The sequence below is a fragment of the Burkholderia sp. HI4860 genome, from assembly GCF_002223045.2.
Taxonomy (GTDB): domain Bacteria; phylum Pseudomonadota; class Gammaproteobacteria; order Burkholderiales; family Burkholderiaceae; genus Burkholderia.
The window spans coordinates 1,033,945-1,060,197 of sequence record NZ_NKFO02000001.1; the positions used below are offsets into that span (position 1 = coordinate 1,033,945).

General features: G+C 65.3%; 21 protein-coding genes. 12 read left to right on the top strand and 9 right to left on the bottom strand.

The genetic code is table 11. From position 1 onward, the window contains the following. The first annotated feature begins 199 nt into the window (after nucleotides 1-199). The gene (locus tag CFB34_RS04660; RefSeq protein ID WP_089441416.1) at nucleotides 200-844 is read left to right on the top strand and encodes an ABATE domain-containing protein; all 645 of its coding nucleotides are present in this window, start codon (nucleotides 200-202) and stop codon (nucleotides 842-844) included. A 35-nt stretch (nucleotides 845-879) separates the two neighbouring features. Here the strand turns inward: CFB34_RS04660 and prpR are convergent, their stop codons facing one another. Continuing rightward, nucleotides 880-2,862, bottom strand: coding sequence for a propionate catabolism operon regulatory protein PrpR (prpR, locus tag CFB34_RS04665; RefSeq protein WP_089441417.1), 1,983 nt, complete (start codon nucleotides 2,860-2,862; stop codon nucleotides 880-882). Nucleotides 2,863-3,032: 170 nt separating this feature from the next. Between prpR and prpB the strand changes: the two genes are divergently transcribed. From prpB to CFB34_RS04695, 6 genes are all read left to right on the top strand, one after another. Continuing rightward, entirely contained in the window at nucleotides 3,033-3,926 is an 894-nt protein-coding gene (prpB, locus tag CFB34_RS04670) for a methylisocitrate lyase (RefSeq protein WP_039349639.1), read from the top strand. 162 nt (nucleotides 3,927-4,088) lie between these two features. Next, nucleotides 4,089-5,261 carry a 2-methylcitrate synthase gene (prpC, locus tag CFB34_RS04675; RefSeq protein WP_027790338.1) on the top strand — a complete coding sequence of 391 codons (1,173 nt, stop codon included), beginning with the start codon at nucleotides 4,089-4,091 and terminating at the stop codon, nucleotides 5,259-5,261. 78 nt (nucleotides 5,262-5,339) lie between these two features. Beyond that, nucleotides 5,340-7,934 carry a Fe/S-dependent 2-methylisocitrate dehydratase AcnD gene (gene acnD, locus CFB34_RS04680; protein WP_089441418.1) on the top strand — a complete coding sequence of 865 codons (2,595 nt, stop codon included), beginning with the start codon at nucleotides 5,340-5,342 and terminating at the stop codon, nucleotides 7,932-7,934. A 26-nt stretch (nucleotides 7,935-7,960) separates the two neighbouring features. After that, nucleotides 7,961-9,151 (top strand): 2-methylaconitate cis-trans isomerase PrpF, encoded by a 1,191-nt coding sequence (prpF, locus tag CFB34_RS04685; RefSeq protein WP_089441419.1) that lies wholly within the window; start codon nucleotides 7,961-7,963, stop codon nucleotides 9,149-9,151. Nucleotides 9,152-9,318: 167 nt separating this feature from the next. Further along, entirely contained in the window at nucleotides 9,319-10,371 is a 1,053-nt protein-coding gene (locus CFB34_RS04690) for a CaiB/BaiF CoA-transferase family protein (RefSeq protein WP_089441420.1), read from the top strand. Between the two features lie 117 nt (nucleotides 10,372-10,488). Further along, the gene (locus CFB34_RS04695; RefSeq protein ID WP_089441421.1) at nucleotides 10,489-10,737 is read left to right on the top strand and encodes a type II toxin-antitoxin system prevent-host-death family antitoxin; all 249 of its coding nucleotides are present in this window, start codon (nucleotides 10,489-10,491) and stop codon (nucleotides 10,735-10,737) included. A gap of 227 nt (nucleotides 10,738-10,964) precedes the next feature. Here CFB34_RS04695 and CFB34_RS04700 read toward each other — a convergent pair whose 3' ends face one another. Next, nucleotides 10,965-11,408 carry a PaaI family thioesterase gene (locus CFB34_RS04700; protein ID WP_011353771.1) on the bottom strand — a complete coding sequence of 148 codons (444 nt, stop codon included), beginning with the start codon at nucleotides 11,406-11,408 and terminating at the stop codon, nucleotides 10,965-10,967. Between the two features lie 270 nt (nucleotides 11,409-11,678). On the opposite strand from CFB34_RS04700, the gene CFB34_RS04705 reads away from it, so the two are divergent. Next, on the top strand, nucleotides 11,679-13,298 hold the full coding sequence (locus CFB34_RS04705) for a methyl-accepting chemotaxis protein (protein WP_089441422.1): 1,620 nt from the start codon (nucleotides 11,679-11,681) through the stop codon (nucleotides 13,296-13,298). Here CFB34_RS04705 and CFB34_RS04710 read toward each other — a convergent pair. Continuing rightward, nucleotides 13,271-14,380: an AGE family epimerase/isomerase gene (locus tag CFB34_RS04710; protein WP_089441423.1), complete on the bottom strand. Its 1,110-nt coding sequence runs from the start codon at nucleotides 14,378-14,380 to the stop codon at nucleotides 13,271-13,273. The two genes, CFB34_RS04705 and CFB34_RS04710, sit on opposite strands and share 28 nt — an antisense overlap. Before the next feature lie 114 nt (nucleotides 14,381-14,494). Between CFB34_RS04710 and CFB34_RS04715 the strand changes: the two genes are divergently transcribed. Beyond that, the gene (locus CFB34_RS04715) at nucleotides 14,495-15,193 is read left to right on the top strand and encodes an MgtC/SapB family protein (RefSeq protein ID WP_089441424.1); all 699 of its coding nucleotides are present in this window, start codon (nucleotides 14,495-14,497) and stop codon (nucleotides 15,191-15,193) included. A gap of 1,017 nt (nucleotides 15,194-16,210) precedes the next feature. After that, entirely contained in the window at nucleotides 16,211-17,017 is an 807-nt protein-coding gene (locus tag CFB34_RS04720) for a helix-turn-helix transcriptional regulator (protein ID WP_242808562.1), read from the top strand. 11 nt (nucleotides 17,018-17,028) lie between these two features. Here CFB34_RS04720 and CFB34_RS04725 read toward each other — a convergent pair whose 3' ends face one another. The 6 genes from CFB34_RS04725 to CFB34_RS04750 form a co-directional block, all read right to left on the bottom strand. Then, nucleotides 17,029-17,985, bottom strand: a complete 957-nt coding sequence (locus CFB34_RS04725) for a D-aminoacyl-tRNA deacylase (RefSeq protein ID WP_089441425.1) — start codon at nucleotides 17,983-17,985, stop codon at nucleotides 17,029-17,031. 35 nt (nucleotides 17,986-18,020) lie between these two features. Next, nucleotides 18,021-18,623, bottom strand: a complete 603-nt coding sequence (locus tag CFB34_RS04730) for a LysE family translocator (protein ID WP_089428855.1) — start codon at nucleotides 18,621-18,623, stop codon at nucleotides 18,021-18,023. Next, nucleotides 18,624-19,439 carry a formyl transferase gene (locus CFB34_RS04735; RefSeq protein WP_089441426.1) on the bottom strand — a complete coding sequence of 272 codons (816 nt, stop codon included), beginning with the start codon at nucleotides 19,437-19,439 and terminating at the stop codon, nucleotides 18,624-18,626. After that, on the bottom strand, nucleotides 19,436-22,006 hold the full coding sequence (locus CFB34_RS04740; RefSeq protein ID WP_089441427.1) for a lyase family protein: 2,571 nt from the start codon (nucleotides 22,004-22,006) through the stop codon (nucleotides 19,436-19,438). The genes CFB34_RS04735 and CFB34_RS04740 overlap by 4 nt, the downstream gene beginning before the upstream one ends. A gap of 3 nt (nucleotides 22,007-22,009) precedes the next feature. Then, complete coding sequence (locus CFB34_RS04745; RefSeq protein WP_242808635.1) at nucleotides 22,010-22,942, bottom strand: pyridoxal-phosphate dependent enzyme; 933 nt, start codon at nucleotides 22,940-22,942, stop codon at nucleotides 22,010-22,012. Nucleotides 22,943-23,023: 81 nt separating this feature from the next. Continuing rightward, on the bottom strand, nucleotides 23,024-24,004 hold the full coding sequence (locus CFB34_RS04750; protein ID WP_242808563.1) for a GHMP kinase: 981 nt from the start codon (nucleotides 24,002-24,004) through the stop codon (nucleotides 23,024-23,026). A 513-nt stretch (nucleotides 24,005-24,517) separates the two neighbouring features. On the opposite strand from CFB34_RS04750, the gene CFB34_RS04755 reads away from it, so the two are divergent. Together CFB34_RS04755 and CFB34_RS04760 are read left to right on the top strand one after the other, a co-directional pair. Beyond that, a complete protein-coding gene (locus CFB34_RS04755) occupies nucleotides 24,518-25,327 on the top strand; it encodes a hypothetical protein (RefSeq protein ID WP_089428860.1) in 810 nt (269 codons plus the stop codon). 70 nt (nucleotides 25,328-25,397) lie between these two features. Next, complete coding sequence (locus tag CFB34_RS04760) at nucleotides 25,398-26,234, top strand: alpha/beta hydrolase (protein ID WP_089441429.1); 837 nt, start codon at nucleotides 25,398-25,400, stop codon at nucleotides 26,232-26,234. Nucleotides 26,235-26,253 lie beyond the last annotated feature (19 nt).

Genomic DNA, 26,253 nt, shown 5'->3' on the forward strand with positions numbered 1-26,253 from the left:
CACCATGCCGGCCGCTTGTAGCGGAGTGTGCCGAGTGTGCTGTCGTAGAACGCGCGGCCGCGGTGGTTGTGGATAACGCCGGACAAAAGACGATCGATCATCTGTGGCTCCTTGAACTGAGGCGGGTGTCAGTGCAGCAAACCTTTTATAACTACCATGCTGGTTATGTTAGGAAGCGCTCGCGGGCTTGTCAACCGGCATGGCGGTTAGATACGATCCGGGCATGAGCGATACGCAACCTTCCGTCACGATGGACTGCCTGATTCCGGCGCCGCCCGAAACCCTGAGCATCGATTTCGCGAACACGCTGTACTGGCGCGGCAGCGATCCGCCGACGGAAACCTTCGGCACGATGGACGACCTGCTGGTGTGGTGTCGCGACCACGCCGGCGTGCCGGCCGGGCTGGCGCAAGCGTGTCAGGCGCACGGCGAAGAGGCCGGTGAGCCGGCGATGCTCGCGCACGCGCTCGCGTTGCGCGAGGCGCTGTATCGGCTCTTTCTTGCGCAGGCCGAACAGCGCGAGCCGCAGGCGGACGATCTCGCGCTGCTCGGCGGCTTCCTGGCGGAAGCGGCGCCGCGTGTCGCGCTGGCACGCGTCGATGGCGGTTATGCGTGGCGGATCGGGGAGGGGCGTGCGACGCTGGCCGGGCTGCTGAGCCCGGTATTGTGGTCGGCGATCGACCTGCTCGGCGGTGCGCGGCTCGCGAAGGTCAAGCGTTGCGCGAACGACGCCTGCCAGTGGCTGTTCATCGACGACAGCAAGAACGGCAGCCGCCGCTGGTGTTCGATGTCGTCGTGCGGCAATCGCGCGAAGGCGTACCGCCACTATCACAAGGCCGACTGACGGTCGGCCCGTTCACCGCGCGGCAGCCGCCCGAGTTATTTCACCGACAACTTTCGCCACAGCGTCGTCTTGCTGATGCCGAGCATCGCGCACGCGCGGTCGCGGTCGCCGCCGCATGCGTCGAGCACCGCGCGGATCTCGTCGGCTTCCGCGCGACGGCGGCGCGCGTGCAGTGTCTGCGCATCGTCGCTGTCGGCCGCGTCGGGTGGTGCCGCGAACAGCTCGGGTGCGATCGCCTGCAGCGCGTCGGGATCGAGCGCGCCGCACGCGGCGGCCGGATCGTTTTCATCGGCTTCCTCGGCGAGTTCCACCGCGATCCGCTCGATCACGTTCTGCAGTTCGCGCACGTTGCCGGGCCACCGGTAGCGCGCAAGCGCGGCCTGCGTCGCGCCGAGCACGCGCGCGGCATCGTCGGCGTCGCGCAGCCGCTCGGCGAGGCGCGGTTCGCGCCGTGCGGCCTGCACGAGCAGCGTGGCCGCGAGTGCGGGGATGTCGGCGGCGCGCTCGCGCAGCGGCGGCAGGCCGACATTCAGGATGTTGAGCCGGTAATAGAGATCCGCGCGGAACGTGCCGGCCTCGACGGCCACGAGCAGCGGACGGTGCGTCGCGGCGATCACGCGTACGTCGATGCGGATCGGCTCGGTCGAGCCGAGGCGGATCACCTCGCGCTCCTGCAGCACGCGCAGGAGCCGGCTCTGCAGCGACGGCGGCATCTCGCCGATCTCGTCGAGAAACAGCGTGCCGCGGTGGGCGGCTTCGAACAGGCCGGTCTTGCCGCCGCGCCGTGCACCGGTGAACGCGCCTTCCTCATAGCCGAACAGCTCGCTCTCGAGCAGCGCTTCCGGAAACGCGCCGCAATTGACCGCGACGAACGGGTAGCTGCGCCGCGCGGACAGCGCGTGCAGGCTTTGCGCGATCATTTCCTTGCCGGTGCCGCTTTCGCCGAGCACGAGCACGGTCGCATCCGATTTCGCGTAGCGGCGCACGAGCTCGCGTACACGTGCCATCGGTACGGATGCACCCACCACGTCGTCGAGCGCGTAGCGCGCGGCGAACTGCTGCGTGGTGGGCTGCGAACGCAATGCGCGGTCGAGCCGTTCGACCGCGCGCGATTCCTGGAACGTCAGCACGCTGCCCGACGTGACGCCGCGATCGACGAGCGGCCCGCGATGCACGACGTAGCGCACGCCGCGCACGGTCGCGAGTGCGTCGCCGTCCTCGCCGCGCAGCGTGCGCAGCTCGGGCCGCAGGTCGACGAGCGCGCGGCCGACAGCCGCTGCGGGTTCGACCCCGAGTGCCGACGCAAGCCGTTCGTTGATCGCTTCCACGCGGCCGTGTGCGTCGAGCGCGACCACGCCGTCGCGCAGGTGCTGGAGCAGGTTGTCGAGCCGCTGGCGGCGGAACGCCTCGGCGTGCGTCGCATACGCGACTTCGAGCGCGGTCTCGACGGCCTTGCGCACCGATGCATGCGAATACAGGAACACCGCGCCCATGCCGGCGCTGGCCGCGAGGTCGGTGACGAGGCCGGGGCCGACGATCGTCTCGATGCCGCGGTCGTGCAGGTCGTGCACGCAGGCTTCCGCTTCCTGCGCGGACTGATATGACGCAAACTGCACGTCGAGGCCATACGCGGCGACGAAGCGGCGCACTTCGGGCGGCGTTTCCCCGGCGCTGACGAGCGCGATGCGCGACGCGTCGCGCCGAGCGCGTGCCAGCGCCTGCATCACGTCGAAGCCGGTCGGCGACACGACCACCACCGGCACCTGCGCACGCGTCTTCAGGAAGCCGCCGTTCGAGCCGGCCGCGACGATCACGTCGGGTCGCGCGGTGCCGGCCTCGGCGATCGCGCTGAGCGCATCCTCATAGGCGCGCGTCACGATGCGCACGTCGGCGCGTTCGTCGAATTCGCCGGCGATCTCGCGAAACAGGTCGCGCAGGCGGCTGATGCCCATCGCCCAGATACGCGGGCGCGCCGCGCGATCGGCCGGGCCGACGGGCTTGGTCGAGGAGAGGTCCATGACGATCGATTATGCGCGCGCGATTTCATTTTTGAAACATGAAATTGCTGAATTGAAATCCCCGGGCACGTCGACGCCCGTGCCGGTTGCTTAAGAATCAGTGGGTTAGCGACGTTGGGCGAGCTGGCCCGGTCCTTGCTGTTAATGGTCGTTCCTTCAGGAGGCCGTTCATGAGCAATACGCATCTTCAGAGCGCCGGCGCGAAATTCCGCGCGGCAGTCGCGGCGGAGCAGCCGCTGCAGGTGGTCGGCGCGATCACCGCCTACGCAGCCAAGATGGCGCAGGCCGTCGGCTTCAAGGCCGTGTACCTGTCGGGTGGCGGCGTCGCCGCGAACTCGCTCGGCATCCCCGACCTCGGCATCAGCACGATGGAAGACGTGCTGATCGACGCGAACCGGATCACCAACGCGACCGACCTGCCGCTGCTGGTCGACATCGATACCGGCTGGGGCGGCGCGTTCAACATCGCGCGCACCGTGCGCTCGTTCATCAAGGCCGGCGTCGCGGCCGTGCACCTGGAAGACCAGGTCGGCCAGAAGCGTTGCGGCCACCGTCCGGGCAAGGAAGTCGTGCCGATCGAGGAAATGGTCGATCGCGTCAAGGCAGCGGTCGATGCGCGCACCGACGACCAGTTCGTGATCATGGCGCGCACCGACGCCGCCGCCGCCGAAGGGATCGACTCGGCGATCGAGCGCGCGGTGGCCTACGTCGAAGCCGGCGCGGACATGATTTTCCCGGAAGCGATGAAAACGCTCGACGACTACCGCCGCTTCAAGGCCGCCGTGAAGGTGCCGATCCTCGCGAACTTGACCGAATTCGGCTCGACGCCGCTGTTCACGGTCGACGAGCTGCGCGAGGCGAACGTCGATATCGCGCTGTACTGCTGCGGCGCGTATCGTGCGATGAACAAGGCCGCGCTGAACTTCTACGAGACGGTGCGCCGCGACGGTACGCAGAAGGAAGCCGTGCAGACGATGCAGACGCGTGCCGAGCTGTACGACTTCCTCGGTTATCACGAATACGAGCGCAAGCTCGACGAGCTGTTCGCGCAGGGCAAGAAGTAAGCGCCTGCGCGCCGGGACATGATTCCGGAGCGCGTTGCATGGGGCTGGACCAGGCGCTGAAGCGCCAGGTCCGGCCGACGGCTTTGCAGCGGTCGGGCCCGGCGCCGAGGCGCCGGTTGAACCGACCTCTGATACCCCCGATACACATTGGAGAGCAGAAACATGAGCGAGACGAAAGACGCAGCAGCACCGGCCGCCGCAGGCGCATTCAAGCCGAAGAAGTCGGTGGCGCTGTCGGGCGTGACGGCCGGCAACACGGCGCTGTGCACGGTCGGCAAGACCGGCAACGACCTGCACTATCGCGGCTACGACATTCTCGACGTCGCCGAATCGTGCGAATTCGAGGAAATCGCGCACCTGCTCGTGCACGGCACGCTGCCGAACCTGACCGAACTGGCCGCGTACAAGGCGAAGCTGCGCGCGCTGCGCGGCCTGCCGAACGCGTTGAAGGCGGCGCTCGAGCAGATCCCGGCGTCCGCGCACCCGATGGACGTGATGCGCACGGGCGTGTCGGTGCTCGGCACCGTGCTGCCGGAGAAGGACGACCACAACCTGCCGGGCGCGCGCGACATCGCCGACCGCCTGATGGCATCGCTCGGCTCGATGCTGCTGTACTGGTATCACTTCTCGCACAACGGCAAGCGCATCGAGACGGAAACCGACGACGACTCGATCGGCGGCCACTTCCTGCACCTGCTGCACGGCAAGACGCCGTCGAAGTCGTGGGTCGAGGCGATGCACACGTCGCTGATCCTGTACGCGGAGCACGAATTCAACGCGTCGACGTTCACAGGCCGCGTGATCGCGGGCACGGGCTCGGACATCTACTCGGCGATCACCGGCGCGATCGGCGCGCTGCGCGGCCCGAAGCATGGCGGCGCGAACGAAGTCGCGTACGAGATCCAGAGCCGCTACAGCTCGCCGGACGATGCCGAAGCCGACATCCGCCGCCGCGTCGAGAACAAGGAAGTCGTGATCGGCTTCGGCCACCCGGTCTACACGATCTCCGATCCGCGCAACAAGGTGATCAAGGGCGTCGCGCACAAGCTGTCGAAGGAAGCGGGCGACCTGAAGCTGTACAACATCGCCGAGCGCCTCGAATCGGTGATGTGGGAAGCGAAGAAGATGTTCCCGAACCTCGACTGGTTCAGCGCGGTGTCGTATCACATGATGGGCGTGCCGACCGCGATGTTCACGCCGCTGTTCGTGATCTCGCGCACGTCCGGCTGGAGCGCGCACATCATCGAGCAGCGCATCGACAACAAGATCATCCGCCCGAGCGCGAACTACACCGGTCCGGAAGACCTGCAGTTCGTGCCGATCGAAAAGCGCTGACATGCCCACCGCGCACATCGGCCTCCCGCGTGACGGGGGCCGGCGTGCGCCGGACGCCATACCCGAGTTCCCCACACCATGAATACCGCCAACCGCAAACCCCTGCCCGGCACGTCGCTGGACTATTTCGACGCGCGTGCCGCGGTCGAAGCGATCGCGCCCGGCGCTTACGACACGCTGCCGTACACGTCGCGCGTGCTCGCCGAAAACCTCGTGCGCCGCTGCGATCCGGCGATCCTTGCCGATTCGCTGAAGCAGATCATCGAGCGCAAGCGCGAACGTGATTTCCCGTGGTTCCCGGCGCGCGTCGTGTGCCACGACATCCTCGGGCAGACGGCGCTCGTCGATCTCGCCGGCCTGCGCGATGCGATCGCCGACGGCGGCGGCGACCCGGCCAAGGTGAACCCGGTCGTGCCCGTGCAGCTGATCGTCGACCACTCGCTCGCGGTCGAATGCGGCGGCTTCGATCCGGACGCGTTCGCGAAGAACCGCGCGATCGAGGATCGCCGCAACGAGGATCGCTTCCACTTCATCGAGTGGACCAAGAAGGCGTTCGAGAACGTCGACGTGATCCCGCCCGGCAACGGCATCATGCACCAGATCAACCTCGAGAAGATGTCGCCGGTGATCCAGGTGCAGGACGGCGTCGCGTACCCGGACACCTGCGTCGGCACCGACAGCCACACGCCGCACGTCGACGCGCTCGGCGTGATCGCGATCGGCGTCGGCGGCCTCGAAGCGGAGAACGTGATGCTCGGCCGCGCATCGTGGATGCGCCTGCCTGACATCGTCGGCGTCGAGCTGACCGGCAAGCGCCAGCCCGGCATCACCGCGACCGACGTCGTGCTCGCGCTGACCGAATTCCTGCGCAAGGAAAAGGTGGTCGGCGCGTACCTGGAATTCCGCGGTGAAGGCGCGGCGAGCCTCACGCTCGGCGATCGTGCGACGATCTCGAACATGGCGCCCGAATACGGCGCAACGGCCGCGATGTTCTTCATCGACGGCCAGACGACCGACTACCTGCGCCTCACCGGCCGCAGCGACGAGCAGGTGAAGCTCGTCGAGACCTACGCGAAGGCGGCCGGCCTGTGGGCCGATACGCTGAACCACGCGCAATACGAGCGCACGCTGACGTTCGACCTGTCGAGCGTCGTGCGCAACATGGCCGGCCCGTCGAACCCGCACAAGCGGCTGCCGACGTCCGATCTCGCCGCGCGCGGGATCGCCGGCCAGTGGGAAGAGAAGGCGGGCGAGATGCCCGACGGCGCGGTGATCATCGCCGCGATCACGAGCTGCACGAACACCAGCAACCCGCGCAACGTGATTGCCGCGGCCCTGCTCGCCCGCAACGCGAACGCGCGCGGCCTCACGCGCAAGCCGTGGGTGAAGAGCTCGCTCGCGCCCGGCTCGAAGGCGGTCGAGCTGTACCTGGAAGAAGCGAACCTGCTGCCCGAACTCGAGAAGCTCGGCTTCGGCATCGTCGCGTTCGCGTGCACGACCTGCAACGGGATGTCGGGCGCGCTCGACCCGAAGATCCAGCAGGAGATCGTCGATCGCGACCTGTACGCGACGGCCGTGCTGTCCGGCAACCGCAACTTCGACGGCCGCATCCACCCGTATGCGAAGCAGGCGTTCCTCGCCTCGCCGCCGCTGGTCGTCGCGTATGCGATCGCCGGCACCATCCGCTTCGACATCGAGAAGGACGTGCTCGGCCACGACCAGGACGGCCAGCCCGTCACGCTGAAGGATATCTGGCCGACCGACGAGGAGATCGATGCGATCGTCGCGTCGAGCGTGAAGCCCGAGCAGTTCCGCAAGGTCTACGAACCGATGTTCGCGCGTAGCGCGGATGCGGGCGAGCGCGCGGCGCCGCTGTACGAGTGGCGCGCACAGAGCACGTACATCCGCCGTCCGCCGTACTGGGAAGGCGCGCTGGCCGGCGAACGCACGCTGCAGGGGATGCGCCCGCTCGCGGTGCTCGGCGACAACATCACGACCGATCACCTGTCGCCGTCGAACGCGATCCTGCTGGACAGCGCGGCCGGCGAATACCTTGCGAAGATGGGCCTGCCGGAAGAAGACTTCAACTCGTACGCGACGCACCGGGGCGACCACCTGACCGCGCAGCGTGCGACCTTCGCGAACCCGACGCTGGTCAACGAGATGGCGATCGTCGACGGCGCGGTGAAGAAGGGCTCGCTCGCGCGCGTCGAGCCGGAAGGCAAGGTCATGCGGATGTGGGAAGCGATCGAGACCTACATGAATCGCAAGCAGCCGCTGATCATCGTGGCCGGCGCCGACTACGGCCAGGGTTCGTCGCGCGACTGGGCCGCGAAGGGCGTGCGGCTCGCGGGCGTCGAGGCGATCGCCGCCGAAGGCTTCGAGCGGATCCACCGCACGAACCTGATCGGCATGGGCGTGCTGCCGCTCGAGTTCAAGCCGGGCACGAACCGGACGACGCTCGGCATCGACGGCACCGAGACCTTCGACGTGATCGGCGAGCGCACGCCGCGCGCCGACCTGACGCTCGTGATTCATCGCAAGAACGGCGAGCGCGTCGAGGTGCCGATGACGTGCCGGCTCGACACGGCCGAGGAAGTGTCGATCTACGAGGCGGGCGGCGTGCTGCAGCGCTTCGCGCAGGACTTCCTCGAATCGTCGCAGGCGGCTTGACCGGGTCACACAGGGATAACGCACACATGGCTCACACTCCTCAAATCAGGATTCCCGCGACCTACATTCGCGGCGGCACCAGCAAGGGCGTGTTCTTCCGGCTGCAGGACCTGCCGGACGCCGCGCAGGCGCCGGGCGCCGCACGCGACGCGCTGCTGCTGCGTGTGATCGGCAGCCCCGATCCGTACGGCAAGCAGATCGACGGGATGGGCGGCGCGACGTCGTCCACCAGCAAGACGGTGATCGTGTCGAAGAGCGCACGGCCCGGTCACGACGTCGACTACCTGTTCGGCCAGGTCTCGATCGACAAGGCGTTCGTCGACTGGACCGGCAACTGCGGCAACCTGTCGGCGGCGGTCGGCCCGTTCGCGATCAGCGGCGGGCTGGTCGATCCGGCGCGCGTGCCGCGCGACGGCGTCGCGACCGTACGGATCTGGCAGGCGAACATCGGCAAGACGATCGTCGCGCATGTGCCGGTGACGAACGGTGCGGTGCAGGAGACGGGCGACTTCGAGCTGGACGGCGTCACGTTCCCGGCGGCCGAAGTGCAGCTCGAGTTCATGGACCCGGCTGCCGAGGAAGAAGGCGCGGGCGGGTCGATGTTCCCGACCGGCAACCTGATCGACGATCTCGCGGTGCCGGGTGTCGGCACGCTGAAGGCGACGATGATCAACGCGGGCATTCCGACGATCTTCGTCGAGGCGGAAGCGATCGGCTACACGGGCACCGAGCTGCAGGACGCGATCAACGGCGATGCGAAGGCGCTCGAGAAGTTCGAGACGATTCGTGCGCACGGCGCGCTGCGCATGGGCTTGATCGACACGCTCGATGAAATCGCGACGCGGCAGCACACGCCGAAGATCGCGTTCGTCGCGAAGCCGGCCGACTACGTCGCATCGAGCGGCAAGCGCGTGAACGCGGGCGACGTCGACCTGCTGGTACGCGCGATGTCGATGGGCAAGCTGCACCACGCGATGATGGGCACGGCGGCGGTCGCGATCGGCACGGCCGCGGCGATCCCCGGCACGCTCGTCAACCTGGCGGCGGGCGGCGGCGAACGCAACGCGGTGCGCTTCGGGCATCCGTCGGGCACGCTGCGCGTCGGCGCGGAAGCGCAGCTCGAGAACGGCGAGTGGACCGTCACCAAGGCGATCATGAGCCGCAGTGCGCGCGTGTTGATGGAAGGCTGGGTGAGGGTGCCGGGCGACGCGTTCTGAGCGTGGCCGGTTCCGGCAAGGCAGCCGCCCCAATCCCTGCGAAGCGGACCCCGCGACGCAGGGATTTTTTCATTTGACGCGTTGATACCCGCGTGACAGGTGCGATCCGATGCGAGGCGTATGGCATCGGAGACCGTCGCGATACGCGACACGGACAGGAGAATCGCATGCCGCTCGATGCACCGCTTTCCGGCATCCACATCGTCGAATTCGAAGGTCTCGGCCCCGGCCCGCTTGCGGGCTGGATGCTCGCCGGGATGGGCGCGCGGATCACGCTGATCGCCCGCCCATCCGGCCGCACGAGCGCGCCGGACGCGTTGCAGGCCCGCGATGGCGACCTGCTGCGCGAAGGCAAGACGATCGTCGAACTCGACCTGAAGTTGCCGGCCGGCCGCGACGCCGCGCTCGACCTGATCGCGCAGGCCGATGCGCTGATCGAGGGGCTGCGGCCCGGCGTGATGGAACGGCTCGGCCTCGGGCCCGACGATTGCGCACGCCGTCATCCGACGCTCGTGTATGGGCGGATGACCGGCTGGGGCCAGCACGGCCCGCTCGCGGCCGCGGCCGGACACGACCTGAACTACGTCGCACTGACGGGGCTGCTGTCGCTGTCCGCGCCGCGCGACGGGCGGCCGGGGTTGCCGCCGACCGTCGTCGGCGATGCGGGCGGCGCGCTCGGGCTCGCGTTCGGGATCGTCTGCGCGCTGTTCGACGTGCGCGGTGGCGGGCCGGGGCGCGTGGTCGACGGCGCGATCGTCGACATCGTGTCGATGCTCGGCTCGCTCGCGCTGTGGGCGCGTGCGAACGGGCAACTCGACGGCGCGCAGCCGAGCCTCTTTCACGATGCGCCGTTCTACGACGTGTATCGCTGCGCGGATGGCGAATGCGTGACGATCGGCGCGCTCGAGCCGCCGTTCTATGCGCTGCTGGTCGAACGGCTCGGGCTGACCGACGTCGATCCGGCGTCGCAGTACGACCGCGCGCGCTGGCCCGCGCTGAAGGCGCGTTTTGCAGAGGTATTTGCGCAGCAGCCTTCCGCGCACTGGCGTGCGCTGCTCGAAGGTACCGACGCGTGTTTCGCGCCGGTGCTGAATGTGGCCGACGCGGCTGCGCACCCGCACAACGCGGCGCGTGGGATCTATCGGACGGATGAGAACGGCAACGTGCGGGCGCGGGTGGCGCCGCGATTTTTGCCGCTGGCGGGGGACGGGGTGGAGTAGACGGACTGACACGTCGAGGTCGTTGAGCCAGTCTCGAAACGCACTTAAACGAAAGGCTCGCAGAATATTTGGTGCCAAATAGAGCACAATCGATTTCCTGTTGAAGAAGGAGTCGACATGCCTCATACCATCCTGGCCAACGTTGCGGCGAGCGTTTCGGAACTGAAACGGAACCCGATAGGCACGGTTGCGGCGGGAGAGGGTTTCCCGGTCGCGATCCTGAACCACAACGAACCTGCGTTCTACTGCATCCCGGCGAAGATGTGGGAGGCGATGGTCGAACGCTTTGAAGGTATCGAAGACAACGCGCTGGCCGACAGGCGCGCCAAGGAGAAGGTCGTCAAGGTCAAGCTGAATGACCTCTGAGCTCGCCTTTCTCGATCCTATGAAGTGCGCGATTCGGAAGTGCTCGTACTGGTCGTGGCGGTCGGTCGACGCGAGCGCGATGCGGTCTATCTTGCCGCGATGAAGCGTTAGATCCCGATGCGCCGCATGGGGAGCGGCCAGCTTGTCCGCATGCCTGACCGCTTGGCGCGGCTACGCGCTCATCGACTTCTGGAAGGACGGGCGATCCACCAAGTGCGGAGAACCGCTCACGCCGTTTCCTCCGGGGCATCCGGCATCTTGCCGTCGCCGACGCGGTTGATCGTGCCCTGCGCGATCGCGACGAGCCGCTCGTGATCGCCGTCGATGACGAACACATGACACTGGCAGGTTGCCTGATGCCGCCCCGCGTAGACGAGCTTCGCGCGGGCGACGAGCGTGCCGTTCACGGCCGGCCGCAGGTAATTGATCTTGTATTCCGCGGTGATCACGCGCGGGCCGAGCACGAGCGCGCCGGCGAACGTCAGCGCGTTGTCCGCGAGGTAGCTGATGACGCCGCCGTGCACGAAACCGTGCTGCTGCCGCAGTTCCTCGCGCACGGGCAGGCACAGCGACACTTCGTTGTCGCCGATGTGCATCAGCTCCGTGCCCAGCAGCATGCTGAACGGTTGCGCGCGCAATGCGCCGCGCGCGTGGTCCGTGATGTCGGTCATCGACTTTCCTCGAAATGAGTGCCCGCTTGCGCTGAACTCTAGGAAGGGGGATGCCGATAAGCAAGGAAATTCGTCCGCGTTTCGTGCAATTTCCAGCGTGATGCGACGCGATTATTGCGTCGAATGCCGTGGATTTCCCTGTTTGCGGGTGATTCCGCTGGAATGCGCGGCCAACGTGAATTTCGCTGCCGTCCGCACCTAAAGTCCGACGAAGAAATGCCGCTAATGCCGGGGCATTGCCTCATCGTCCGCTTTCCAGGAATCTCCTCCATGTTCGGAAAAATCAAGCTCGCGTCGGGTCTGCTCGGCGTGTTGACCGTGTTTTGCGTCTTCCTGTTTGCGATCGAGGCGCTCGGCTTCTGGGCGCTCAAGTCGACGCGCAGCGGCGTCGACGATCTGTCGAACGTCGCGATCACGCAGGTCGAGGCGGCCAGCCAGGCGACCCAGCAGCTGCTCGACGCGCGCATCAACCTGTCGCGCGCCGGCACGCGGATGGTGCGCGGCGGCCCGAAACCCGACGACATCATCCGCCATGCCGGCGCGTCGCTCGCGGAAGCCGACAAGGCGTTTGCCGCGCTGACGGCCGCGCAGCCGGTCGACGATGCCAACCGCGCGCGCGTCGCGGCGCTCACCGAGCGCTATCGCGCGCTGCGCGGCGCGCTCGGCGAACTCGTGCAGTTCCTCGACGCCGACAATATCCAGGCCTTCCTCGACCAGCCGACGCAGAGCATCCAGGATGCCTATATCGCCGAGCTGCGCCGCTTCACCGACTATGGCGGCGCATCGAGCCGCACGGCGCTCGACACGATCGACGGCGGCATGCTCTGGTTCAAGTCGGTCGGGATCGTGCTGCTGGTGGCGATGCTTGTGGCGAGCGCGGCGATCTACGCGGCCGCGCGGCGCGCGGTCGTCGCGCCGCTGGAAGAAGCCGGCCGCCATTTCGAGCGGATCGCGCAGGGCCGGCTCGATGAAGTCGTGCGGGCAGGCGGCGTGTTCGAGATCGACCGGATGCTGCGCGGCCTTGCCACGATGCAGACCAGCATCGCGGGCACCGTGCGTACGGTGCGCCAGGCGTCCGACGCGATCCACCTCGGCGCGGGGGAGATCGCGGGCGGCAACGCCGACCTGTCGGCGCGCACCGGCACGCAGGCCGCGTCGCTCGAGGAAACGGCCGCGAGCATGGAGGAACTGACGGCGACCGTCCGGCAGAACACCGACAGCGCGCGTGCGGCGAGCGCGCTGGCCGACGCGGCGCTCGAGGCGACGAGCCACGGCGGCGGCGTGGTCGACAGCGTGATCGACCGGATGCGCGGCATCGCGCAGAGCTCGGGGCGGATCGCGGAGATCATCTCGGTGATCGACGGCATCGCGTTCCAGACCAACATCCTCGCGCTGAACGCGGCCGTGGAAGCCGCCCGCGCGGGCGAACAGGGGCGCGGCTTCGCGGTCGTCGCGGGTGAGGTGCGCTCGCTCGCGCAGCGCAGCGCGCAATCGGCGAAGGAAATCAAGGCGCTGATCGAGGATTCGGTTTCGCAGATCAACGGCGGCGCGGAGCTCGTCGAGCGCGCCGGCGACGCGATGCGGACGGTGTCGGCGTCGATCACACGCGTCGTGCAGACGATGTCCGAGATCACGGCGGCGTCGGTCGAGCAGAGCGTCGGGATCGAGCAGGTGAACCAGGCCGTCACGCAGATGGATCAGCTCACGCAGCAGAACGCGGCGCTGGTGGAGGAGGTCGCGGCGGCGGCCGCGTCGCTGAACGACCAGACCGCGCACCTGATGCAGGCGGTGTCGGTGTTCGAACTGGGCGACGGCCGCGCCGCACGCGGCGAGCGCGCGGCGCCGTCGTTCGACGACGCGGGTTACGCGCCGGCCGGCAGCGCCGCGTAGGCGGTCTCGAGGTGGTAGGGCGTCGTCGACGGCATGTCGGCGCGCGCCACCTGCCCGTCCGCCGTCTTGCACTCGAACCAGCCGCGCGGATGCAGGAAGCGCGCGGCGAAGCGTTCGATCTGCCGCGCGAGCGGCGCGGAGGCCGGCGTGCCGCCGTGCGTCGCGAGCGCGCGCAGGTACTCGGTCTGCGCCCAGATCCGCTGCGTGCCGTCGATGCACGCGCCTTGCGCGTCGAGCGCCGCGCAGACGCCGCCCGTCTGCGGATCGACGCCGTATTGCTCCGCGAACACGAATGCGCGCGCCAGCGCGCCGGGGAGCCCGGTCTGCGCGAGCCGCGCGCCGGCCGCATCGACCAGATAGAACCACTCGAACTGATGGCCGGGCTCGAACCGGTTGTCGGCTGCGCCGAGCGGCAGCTCGGCCACGCAGCCGGTTGCCGCATCGACGAACGTGCGCTCGACGGCTTGCGCGGTGCGCGCGAGCGCGTCGTCGAACGCCGTGTCGCCGAACGCAGCCGCCGCCGCGAGCCACGCTTCGGTCAGGTGCATCAGCGGATTCTGCAGCGCCCCGCTGCCGGATGACGAGAAATCGGCGTGGCGTGCCGCGTCGAGCAGCGCGTCGCCGCGGTGCGGCGCGAAGCGGTCCTGAATCAGCGCGGCGGTCTCTTCGGCTGTCTTGCGCGCAGCGGCGTCGCCCGACGCCGCATACCACGCGGCGCACGCGAACACGATGAAAGCGTGCGTGTAGAGATCCTTGGTCGTGTCGAGCGGGGCACCCTGCGCGTCCACACTGTAGTGCCAGCCGCCGTGGCGCGGGTCGCGAAAGCGGCGGCCCAGCGCGTCGAACAGCGTGGCCGCGTGCGCGGTGTCGCCGGCCTGTGCGAACACGAACAGTTGCCGTGCACAGGCCATTGCGCGATAACGGGTCACGGGCAGCGGCGCATGGGTGGCCGGATCGACGGCTTCGAACGGCAACTGTAATGTCTGGTCGAACCCTGAACCCCGCCAGATCGGCAAGACGACGTGCGCGAAATGGTGGCGCAGCTGGGCGGCCTGGGCGGAAGCGGAGTCGGAAACGGACATGACGGGGTTGAGCGCTGGGTTCGAAACGTGTCGGCGCGGCCCGGAGGATCGGCGCGGCCGGGGCCAAGGATAAAACATTCCGCACCGCCGGCACCAAAAAAGGAGATAAATCGCATGCTGAGCAACCTGGAACTCGTGATGCGGCTCGTCCTCGCGGCGGCGCTGGGCAGTGTCATCGGCTTCGAGCGCGAGCGCCTGTCGTGGGCGGCAGGCCTGCGGACGCATATGCTTGTCTGTGTCGGTTCGACGCTGATCATGATCGTGTCGGCGTTCGGGTTCGCCGACGTACTCGGCAGCAGCGAGCACATCGTGCTCGATCCGTCGCGGATCGCCGCGCAGGTCGTGTCGGGCATCGGCTTCCTCGGCGCGGGCTCGATCCTGCTGCGCGGCGAGATCGTGCGCGGGCTGACGACCGCCGCGAGCCTGTGGTCGGTCGCCGCGATCGGCCTCGCGGTGGGCGGCGGGCTCTACGTCGCGTCGATTTCGGCGACGATCGTCATCCTGATCATCCTGGCCGGCATCAAGCCGCTGGAGCGGCGCTACTTCACGGTGCGCCAGCGGCGCCAGCTCGCGCTGACGGTCGTGAGCGGCACGCTGAACTTCGATTCGCTGCCCGCGGCGCTCGGCCCGGACAGTGCGCGCGTGAAGCAGTTCATCGTGCAGCGCGCCGACGATACGGGCGAGCACGACGAGGTGCGCATCGCGCTTGCGCGGGTGTCGGAACTCGAATACAGGGCGATCTGCGACAAGCTGCGCGCGCTGAAGGGCGTCACGCGTTTCGAAGAGGGGAGCGGGTTGTCGGGCGACGAATAGGCGGAATCGGCGACGGGGCGTGCGACAATGGCCGACCACCGATTCCGTTCGACATCCGGTTCCGCGCTTGTGGGCCTGGCCATCCGATTTTCCTTGATCTCCGCCAAATACGAGTCGAAATTGTCGTGATTTTCAAGGGTTTGCGGAGAATTGCTTTTCGACCCTTCAATCGCGAGAGGCTTTGCTTCAAGTCAGTCGATCCATCTGGGGATGGCCGGAAAGAGGTGAGGGTGGGGCACCGATACGATTCGTCGGGCGTGGGCGACCTTGCGCCAGTCGAGCGCTGTTTGTGGGGCGCTATCATCTCGCCACTTCAAAGACTGGGGTCCGTCCGCATCCAGGTTGCAAGCAATCGCGGGAGATGGGGCGGCGCCGGCACTTTGTCGGCACCTTTCACAAGATCATTCATTCTCAGCCCGATTGTCGTGGCTGGCGTGGCCGCTGCTTCAATCGCTTTGAGGGTTTCATGTCGATCGAGTGCGACTTCCCATTTTGTCGTCGCAAGCATGCACTTGGGAAGTTGTGCGGTCATTTTTTCTTTGGTAATGCGTATCTATTGCTGAATTCGACGACGTCTTTATATCCATGCCTGGATGCAAGAAAATGCTTAATTCTTGCCTCGGCATCTCGATGTTTGATCGTCCGAAATGAGTGGGTTTCGACGGCGCAACCATAAAAGAACGACATTCAATGGAATCATCGTCTGTAATTTTCGAGTAGAGCGCTTTACTTCGACGTGAGTGGGTTGCCTGCCCGCTTGCGGCGAACTTAAGGTAAGCTGGCGGAGCATGACCGTGCTTGCCGAAAGGCACAGCATGACTGTCGATGTGCTGGATGACGGGCGCCGCCCCAAAGTGGGGCGATTATTCCGAACAGCGTGTGCGGTATGCCCCTTTAAGAGGGAAAGCCGTTCTTCCGCGCCACATTCACAACCCACTATTGCGACACATGTCTTGTCCTTACTCGATTACGGTTCGCGGCGCGTTGAATTCGGCAGGAGCCGAAGTCGTTCGATCCATGCAATTGCCGTCGGGCATAACCCTGTCAGAATGGACAGGTCGCAATACGTTGACCGAATATAAAAGCTCGGCGGAGAACGTGCTGAGTATCTATTTGTCGGGCGGCGAAAATTGTGCACAGGTCGACGGAAGGCAGGTCGTTCGCCGGGGATTCAAAAGTGCAGTCTGTCTGTTTCCGGTTGGTGAAGGCGAATCGCAGTGGCAAATCACCGAGCGCCTCAATTTTCTGCATATCTATTTCGACATGCGCAACTTCGAGCCCAGCCTGCTTCGGGCCTTGCGCCAGCCACCGGAGGCCTACCGGTTCCGCGAGGTCTTCCAGGAAGCCTCCCCCGTCATCAGTGCGGCGGCGCACAGCATTGCGCAGTCCGACTGGAACGACGAGACGCTGTCGCTCGGCATCGATAGCCTGATGAGCTGGATTCTGCTCAACGCGATCCGCGGTTACGCCGAGGCCGATCTGGAGCCCGTGGATACGCGGGGGTGCCTGTCGACGAAGCAGGCCGACATGATCCGCGAGTATTGCAACGCCAATCTCGGCGAGATGGTGCGGCTCGAACATCTGGCGGATCTCGTGAGTCTCAGCCGCTACCACTTTCTGCGTAAATTCAAGAACACGTTCGAACAGTCTCCGCACGCGTTTTTGACCGGATTGAGGATGGCCCGGGCACACGACCTGCTGAGACACACCGACCAGAAGATCATGAGCATCGCACTCGAGTGCGGCTATGCGCAGCACAGCCGGTTCTCGACCGCATTCAAGCGACATTACGGCTATTCTCCCGGCGCGGTGCGCGGAAAGTGATATCGCTCAAGTCAGGGGCCGTTTTGCGCGTCGCGGATCAAGCCGGCCAAGTCGGCTGATCTCAACTTGCGATGCGAGAGGGCGGGGACGCGAAGTTCCAGTGCGAGATTGCGCACCTGCTGCTTGTGGGCAGCCTTTAGGTTGTCGTGAAACGCGATCGCATCGACACCGCCCTTGATCGATCGGGCGCACGCAATCAGGTCCTTCAATCGTTCCGGCGAGTCGTAGTCGTGCGCGACCAGCCAGTGATTGGGAAGCACGTGGGACAGCGCGAGTCCTTGCGTGTCGCCGTAATCGCGCAGCAACTGCGTGAATCCGGGCTCGAAATGGGTTCCGCCGATACAGAGCAGCGAGATCGCCGGTTGAGCCGCGTGTTCCCCCGCCGCCAGCAGTGCACGCACAAGCACGTCGGCGGCATCCGGGTTTGTCCACGCGTCCGCCGTGCTGCCGATTTCCAGATCGATGACCGATGGCATCACCGCGGAGACGAGGCTGCCGGGCTGGGCGCCGTAGAGCGGGCCGGACCAGTGCGTGGCTTCCATCCACGTCGAATACGAATCCAGGCCCGCTTTCCGACGCTCGTGTTCGACCGCCAGAAACAGGCTGCGCGTGATGGCGGGATCGACCGGACTGAACGTGCCGCTTTCCATGTCGCCGGTCGTCTGGATCGTGAAAATGCGGTCGGGCGCATTTTTCCCTTCATGCCAGTTGACGATAACGATCGCGTCGGCGTCGCCGAAGGCCTCGTTCAGCCGTGGCGCGTAGCGTCGGTAGTCGTGGCTGAGCACCTGGTCGAGCTGCAGCAGGTCGTAGCGCACGCCGCCGGATTGCGCGCGCAGTACCGGATGTCCGTCCAGGGTGCCTTCGGCTTGCCAGTCGATGCCGGAGGCGAGGAGCCGGGCCAGCACGTGCGCTGACACCGGATCCTTGTCGAGATCGGTGCAGAAAGCCAGAACGATGTGCTTCACGGGTGAGTTTTCCTGAAGTGGATCATGGCGAACGTTCAGAACAGCAGAAACGCGATCGAAGAGGCGGACAGCAGGGCCAGTGTTCGTTGGAGTGCCCTGCCGCGCAGGACTTGCGACATCACGAGGCCGAATACGGCCCAGATCGAGTTGCACGGGAAGAAAATGATCCCGAGCGTGAGCGACAGGAGCGTTGCGTCGACGTACAGGTTGCTGGTCAAGGGCAGGAACGTTGACGTCGCGCTGGCGCCGAGCAGCCAGATTTTCGGATTCAGAATCTGGAGCAGCGCGGCCTCACCGAACGTGATGGGATGCTCGATCGAGAGATTCCCGGCATGCGTCGGCTGCGACGTGTACAGCTTGTAGGCCAGGTACAGGATGTACGCGGTGCCCACCACCTTCAGCGCCGGGTGCAGCAACGGGTATCGGCTCAGCACGCTGGACAGCCCGAGCGCGATGACCATGAACAGGACGAATACGCCAACCGAAATGCCGGTTAGCGACGGCAGCGTGCGTCGATACCCGAACTGCGCGCAGTTGGCAGTCGTCATCAGGTTGTTCGGCCCCGGAGAGATGATCAGCGGGATCGAGAACAGTCCGATCTGGAGCAACTTGGCGACAAGCGCGGCGTCGACGTTCATCTAGCCTCTCACCTTGTCGCGATTCGCGCCTGCCGCTGTGCGCCGTCGGCGAATTGCGCCGAGGTGATGGGCAAGCTCGACGAGCGGGCCGCGGTCGCGCATGCGGTAGGTCGAGCCGACGTCCGGTTGCGGTTCGCTGTGCCACGTCGCGAGATCGGCGTTCTGCTTCAAGCGGGCAACGAGACTGTCCACTGCGGCTCGTTCGGCGCGCGAATAGAGCGTTTCCGAATTGTCGCCGTTGGAGAACCGGACTGGATGACGGCTGATGATGGCGCCCGTATCGAGGCCGGCGGACACGCGATGAATCGTCGTGCTCAGCTTGTCGAATTCGCCGTGATGCAGTGCGAAGAAGAAGCAGTGATTGCCCCGGTAGTACGGCAGGTGACCGCCGTGGATGTTGATGATGCGCCCGGGCGGTACGAGCGACAGCAACGCCTCGCCGATCTTCTTGGTGCCCATCACGATATAGACGTCGGACACGTCCTCGCGCAGTGCGTCGAGCACGCTCGTGTCGTTGATCCACGACGTTTCCAGATATTGAACACCGGCGTGACGTCGAAGTGCATCCCAGGTCCGCAGTTCGTCGTCGCGAAGAAAATAGCGGCGGCGGTACGCGTCGTATCCTGATAGTCTGCGTCGCCATTCGTGATAGCGAGTCCACAGATACGCACGATAGTTGCCGTTGCGAAACAGGCGAGATGCCTGTTCGCGCCCGGGCTCGACGATGACGCGAACGCGTCCGAACGCGGTAACAAGCTCCGCGGCGAGATAGAGATGATGCGGACCGTCCGAACAGAGCAACGTGACGTTGGTCATGCGAGCATACTCATGAAGCGGCGATCGAGCGCCTGTTGTGTCGCAGCGGTGCGGGACTCGCAGGATCGCTGGCGCCGGCGCTGATCCAGCAGGCGCGTGGCGAGTACTGCTACCGCCGTGTGCGTGTTCCGCGTCGATGGCCCACCGCCGCCGTCGAGCGCGTCGAACACGTTTGCACTTTCCAGCCGGGCATGAACGCGGTCGAGCATCGCTGCCGCCGTGGCGTGGAGCGAATCCGACGTGGCGCCGGGCGCGCCGGACAGTGCGCGTCCGACCGCCGCATGGGCATCCCTGAATGATGCCGCGCGTTGCTGCACGAGCGATTCCGCGACGAGCGTCGCGCCTGCATTCCCGATTTCGATCGCGCGGCGTGCGGCGTCGGCGTCGAACCGGATCTCGTTCATCGCATAGACGAGCACCTTCAGCATGTCGATGACGAGACCGCTCATCTCGGCGACCGTTTCGACCGCGGTGCGGCTGGCCTGATACGAGTTGCCGGTCGGCAGATGCGATAGCGACGACAGTGCCGCGGCGCAATGTCCGACGATGCGGTCGTGACCGAGACGCAGCCATTCGAGCAAGTACGGGTTGCGTTTCTGCGGCATGTTGGACGAGCCGCCGTACATGCCGTCCGGCAATGTGACGAGCCCGATTTCGCGCATCGACCAGAGCTGCAGGTCGGTCGCGATACGGTTCAGATTGCCGCTCAGCTCCGCCAGCAGGCACACGCAGCGCAGTGCCGGATTCTTGTCGGTGATCGCGCTCAGCGAATTGAGCGGGCCTGCCGAAAAACCCAGCAGGGTCGCCGTGCATTGCGGGTCGGTGGCGAACGTCGTGCCCGCGCCGGCGCATGCGCCGAGCGGGGAAACTGTGAGGCCGTCGCGCAGCGAGGAGAGCGCGTCAAGCGTGCCGAGCAGTATTTCGCACTGCGCGACGAGGTAATGCCCGGCCGATCCGGGCATCGCGGTCTGGTACTGGCTATAGATCGGCAGCAGGATGTCGGCCGAATCGGCGGCGCGTCGCATGAGCGCCGTGCCGAGATCGACGGCCTGGCCCGTGACGTGCGATAGCGCCTGGCGAATGGTCAGCAGAAGGTGCGTGCCGTTGATGTCGTTGCGTGAGCGCGCCGCCTGAATCATGCCGCCGGTGTCCCGTCCGCAGCGGCTGATCACATACTGTTCGTAATCGAAGTAGTCGCCGCGTCCGGAAACGTGCTCGAGCAACAGCGCCGGATTCGCTTCGAGTGCCATGACCGCATCGCGCAGCGAGTCGAACTGCTCGGCGTTCAGGATCGATCGTTCCCGCAACATGATCAGATGGGCTTTTTCGATCGCGAGAAGATGGGTCTTGAGCTTGCCGAAGCACGCGGGCGTACGTTCGTAGACGATGTCGTGAATCGTGTCGCGGTTCGGCACCGCCCGATCCGGTTCGTCGTAAAGCACGCGTGAACGCCTCCGGAGCGACAGCGCCTGCCGGAGCACCGAAGCAGCGCTTCGGCCGAACGAAATGACGTAACCGGCGCGATCGGAGAAGTCGAACTTGCCGGCGTTGACGCCTGCTTCGCGAAACAGGCCGGCGTCGGCGCAGTCGTCCGGAAAATCGATGCCGACATAGCGGCGCCCGACCTCCGGCACGACGAACGCGACCGCGCTATGCAACGCGGGCGTCGGCACGACGAACTGGCTGCGGCGCGCAAGATGGCTGCGCACGTACAGATCCGCGATCGACCATCCGTACGCACGCTCCATCAAGCGGGGAATCATCCCGCCGGCAAGGCGCGCGTTGATTTCGATGACGGTGATCGTGCCGTCGTGAACTTTCAGTTCCGTGTGCGCGGGACCGAATGCATAGCCGACCGCATCGAGTGCGCGACGTACCGTATCGACGATGCGGGCATGGGTGGCCGCATCGAGGTCCGCCGGCAGGACGTGCGCGAGTTCGAGAAAATGCGGCGGCTTGGTCACGAACTTGCGCGTGACCGCAAGCACATGATGGCCGTCGGCATCGCTGAACGATTCGACCGAGAACTCCGTTCCCGGAATGAAGCGCTGGCAGATGAGCGCGCCATCGGACGCATCCGGAAAATCCGGCTCGTGTTCGACGAGGCGCACGCCGATGCTGCCCGTGCCTTGCCTCGGCTTCACGATGACCGGATAGGTCAGATTGTGCGCCGCCTCCGCGGAATCGATCGCAGCGGTATACGGGTACGGGACGCCGTGGTCGCGCAACACGTCCTGCAGTCGCAGCTTGTCTCGACACAGCGCGACCGTGGCGCCCGGATTGCCGGGCAAGCCGAGCCGCTCGGACAATCGTGCCGCGTTCTCGATGAATGCATCGCTCGTCGATACGACGTAACGTACGTTGTCGATTTCACCGACGACACGCTCGAGTGCATCGACCGATTGCGTGTCGCAATCGATCACGCGAACGCCGGGCGGCAACCGATCGATAAACGCGTAGCGCGCACGGTCCCGCACGAGGAAGCAGGTTTCATCGTAGTGCAACGACGCGTCGAGCAGCATCTGCCCGAACCCCGTGGTGTTCGATTCGATGTAGATGATCGCCATGATTCACTGAAACCTGTGGATGTCCGAGCGATTCCAGTTCATCCACGCCCATTCCGTCTCCGCATCGTAAGCCGTCGGGTGCCCGATCTCGATCGGACGAAGTCGATCGTATGCGGGACTGTCGGGATGCGCGGTGAAGGTCGAGCCGACGTAGCGTGAACCGTCGTCCGGGCTCAGGAAGACGATCGGCGTATCCGGACATCTGTCGCGCACGGATCGGACGACCGCGTAGGCGGCGCCGGTGGTCGGCCCGCGGAAATGTCCGGTGGACGCATAGAGCTTGCGCGTGAAATGATCGGCAAGCTCCGCGCTGACCCAATGTACTTCGTCGAACAACGCATGCTTCAGGTTTCCGGGCATGATCGTGTTGCCGAGACCACGCAGTTTGCGCGGGCCGTCGACCTGGCCGAACAGGACGCTGTTGAAGGTGTCGACGCCGACGAGCGTGCAGTCGGCGCCTGCCGCGCGCAGCGACGTCGCCATGCCGCAGCTCGAGCCGCCGGAGCCGACCGGCGCGACGAGAATCAGGCGGGGGCCGATCCGGTCCAGCAGCTCGTGGGCGATGTTGGCGTAAGCGAGCGCGTTGTTCTCGTTGTCGTACTGGCGGCACCAGAACGCCCCTTGCTCGGCATCGAGAATTTCGTGCAGTCGATCGAGTCGCGCCTTCTGGTACCCCTGGCTACCCTTTTTATCCGTGACGATTTCCACCCGACCGCCCAGCATTTCGAGCTGGCGCTTGAATGTCGGATCGATCACGGGATCGCCGATCGCCACGAAGGGGTGGTTCAAGCGGTTGCACACGATGGCCATCCCGAGCGCGAAGTTGCCGCTCGATGTTTCCACGACCGTTCCGCCCGGCTGCAGTTCGCCGCGGGCGCGTGCCGTGCTGATGATGTAGTTGGCAGGCACGATTTTCATCGCCTTGAACGACACCATGTGCAGCGAACGCTCGATTGGAAACAGCACTGCGTCCTGCATCGCGTCGAGCGACGATTCGTATTGAAGCATGTACGTTTCCTATACCGTTGTGTATTGAGTGGATTCGATTCGAAGTGCGTGCAGTCGCTTCCGTGCATAAGCGGCCGCGTCGGCCGTATCGGCTGCGTTTGCGTCGTAGAGCAAGCCGACACACGTTCCCGAATGCGTCGCGGCGAGGCCGAGCGCGCCGGTCTCGGCGCGCAGCTTGCGCAGGACAGGGATGTGCGGGTGAGGATTGAATGCCTGTGACAGCTCGCAGCTTCGCGTCGCGATCTCGCCGAGCGCGTGCAGATCCGAGGTACGGATCGCTGTTTTCATGCGCGCCAGCATGCTGCGGTATTCGTCACGCACTTCCGCGGGCGGATCGCGTTTCTTCCGGTTGAATTCGATCGTGTCGCATTCTCCGCCGCGATCCGCGCTGACGATCATGAGGGCAGGCGTCTTGCCAAGCTGCTCGTCGAGTTTTACCTCGCGGTGGTAGAACGAGACGATGCCGTCATACATCACGCCGTCCGTCGGTTCGATGAAACGGAGGATCGATTCGATCGTCTCGGGCGTCGGCGTCCGGCCATATGCCGACGCAGCGGCACGGATCGACGCGACCATATCCGCCGACGAGCTCGCCAGTCCCTTGCCGACGGCGAACATCGACTTGAAATGCAGCATGCCGCCCGGCGGCAAGTCGTGAAGCCGCAGGTAGTCCTGAACCGCGCGACACGCCTTGGTCTTGAACCCGACATCGACCGCGACATGATCCGAATGCGTGATCTCGAATTCGACAATGCTCTTCAGGTTGACCGGCAACGTGACCAGGAAGTGCCGGTCGTCCGGCAGCACGCCTTGCATCAGCTCGCCGAAGGTCCCGTGGCATTCGCCTTTGGGAAACGGTGACAGGTGTCCGTCGTTTCGTAGCGCGTCAGCTTGCTCTGAGAGAACGGCCATTTCTCCCCCTCGAAATGAAAAAAATTTTGAGTGTCGAGCTGGAAGCATAGCGACGGCAGCTCCCCATCTTCTTTGCAAAAATTGCTCACTAGTATCGAAATATTGCTCCGGAACAGGGGGGCGGGGAGGGTGCCGACGGCTTAGAAAGTAGCCTGGATTCGATCGGCCGGCCCCGCTCGCAACGCGGTGAAAAAGGCCGCCGGATTGTTGTCGCGAAAGGGTTTGCGGCTGCGTGAACGGCGCGGTATTCGGGCTCGCCGATCGGCGTGCCATTGCGTGGCGATGCGTGTCGAGTCGCGCGATCGCGCGATGGCCCGGCACTTTACGTGCGCGGTGGGGCCGGGATAGAGTATTTCCACGACGATGAGGATGTGCCGGGCAGGGAAACGCGGACCAACAGAATTGGAACCGACGTTCCCTCCTGGAGCCTGTTCCGCAGAACACGGCATCACGTGCCGCCGAAAAATCAATCGCGGCTTCTCCGAATTAAATGGAATCGATGGAATTCGAACGCTCGGTTCGAAAGCCGCTCCATTGATTTGTCATCCTTATCATGTTTGAAAATCAATCAGACTATCCGGGAAACGTGAAATGGAAACGATGTTCGCTGGCCGGTTCATGACGTTCGACGGGCGGGACGTGAGCAGGAACATGACGCTGCGCGACGCCGTCGAATGCGTGCGCGATCGGGAAGTCGCCGCGGCACTGCTTGACGTGGTTGCGCCCGCCGACATCGATACGTGGTGGAACGATCGCGGCTTTCCCGATATGCGCGGCCACCAGTACCATCGCGCCCTGAATGCGACGGGCATCACACTCGGCCAGTTGCAACGTTCAGGATCCGAAGCGCTGGTCAGCAATATTGCCGAGTATTTCGGGCACGCCGGCGTGGCGAATCTTCACATGCGCGAGACGCATTTCATTCAGCTGTTTATCAAGGAGTTGGGTGCGGAAACCCTGCGATTCGGCAACTGGAGTCAGTTCATGCTGGCCACGAAGCGTGAATATCCTCCCTTCGAAGGGGATCCGTTCAGCTTTGCGCCGCATTGCGATTGCATCGACTTCGGGCGCGAGGTGGAGCGTTGGCCATTTCGACTCAATCTCGAGCAGCTGGGTGCATTCATCACGATCCAGAAGGCCGAGAACGAAGCGGGCTTCGTTCTGTGGAACATCCGCCCGGAATCGCGTCGTCAGCTCGACCAGTGGGCCGAGGAGTATGCGCAGCACAAGACGCTGGGCGTGCTCGAGGGCGTCGATGCGCTGACCGTGCGGCCGAAGAGTGGCCAGCTCTGCGTCTTCAACAGCCGCAATCTGCATGCGGTCGAGCGATGCTCGTCGCTGCGTCGCACGATCGGTACGTTCCTGGTGTATCACGAGGCAGGCTGGAAATTGCTGCACTAGTCAGGCCGACGCGCATCGTGTTCAGCCGATGGTCGTACGAGGCATCCCATTTCATTCGCAAACCCAGCATATGTACGAATCGTTCGTGACGGCGTCTGACGGAAAGCGGCTGCGAGTATTTCGCGGGGATTGGCGTGAAGCGAAACCGTTCTTGACGCTGATACTACCGTTCGGGCTTCGCCTCGATGCGGCCGGAACACTGTGCGCGATACTGTCGGGCGAATTCAACGTGGTGACCTGGCAAGGTCGCTCGCTATGCGACCAGCCGCCCGCCGCGCACGAAAGCGGGATGACACCCGAAGTCCATGTTCAGGACATGTGCTCGGTGCTGGACGCGTTGGGCGTACGCAAGACGGATGTGGTCGGATTCTGTTCGGGTGCCGGCATCGCGCTCGTCGCCGCGCGCATCGAAGGGCATCGAATCGATCGTCTCGCGCTGGTTTGCGGAGAGTACATGCTGAGTCCCGCGGTCTGCCCTCAATCGAATTTTCAGCGGGAAGTGGACAGTCTGCTGCCGTTGGCGGCGGAAAGCCTGAACTATGCGGCCGCGTTGTGCGAGAAGCTCACGGCGAGCCGGGTAGGGGTTCCCGCCAAGACCGAGTTCGATGAAGAAGTTCTCGTGCCGTTTTCATCGGCCGCTCGCCTGCATCGCCACGGGCTGAACTACCTGTCGTATCGCGGCACCGACTTCATGACGCTCGCCGGCGAAGTCCCGCACCGCACGCGCGTGATTTCGACCGATGGCGACGAGCAGGTCTGCCCTGCCAGCTCGCGGGTCATTGCCGCGCTGTTGCGCAATGCCGAGCGACATGTCGTGGTGCCGGGAGACCACTACGAAATTCTGCGCGAAAAGAACGCAGTCAACGATTCGATCATCGAGTTCCTCGGTCGCCGGGAGGCCGTATGACGGCGTGCACCGTGGTTCG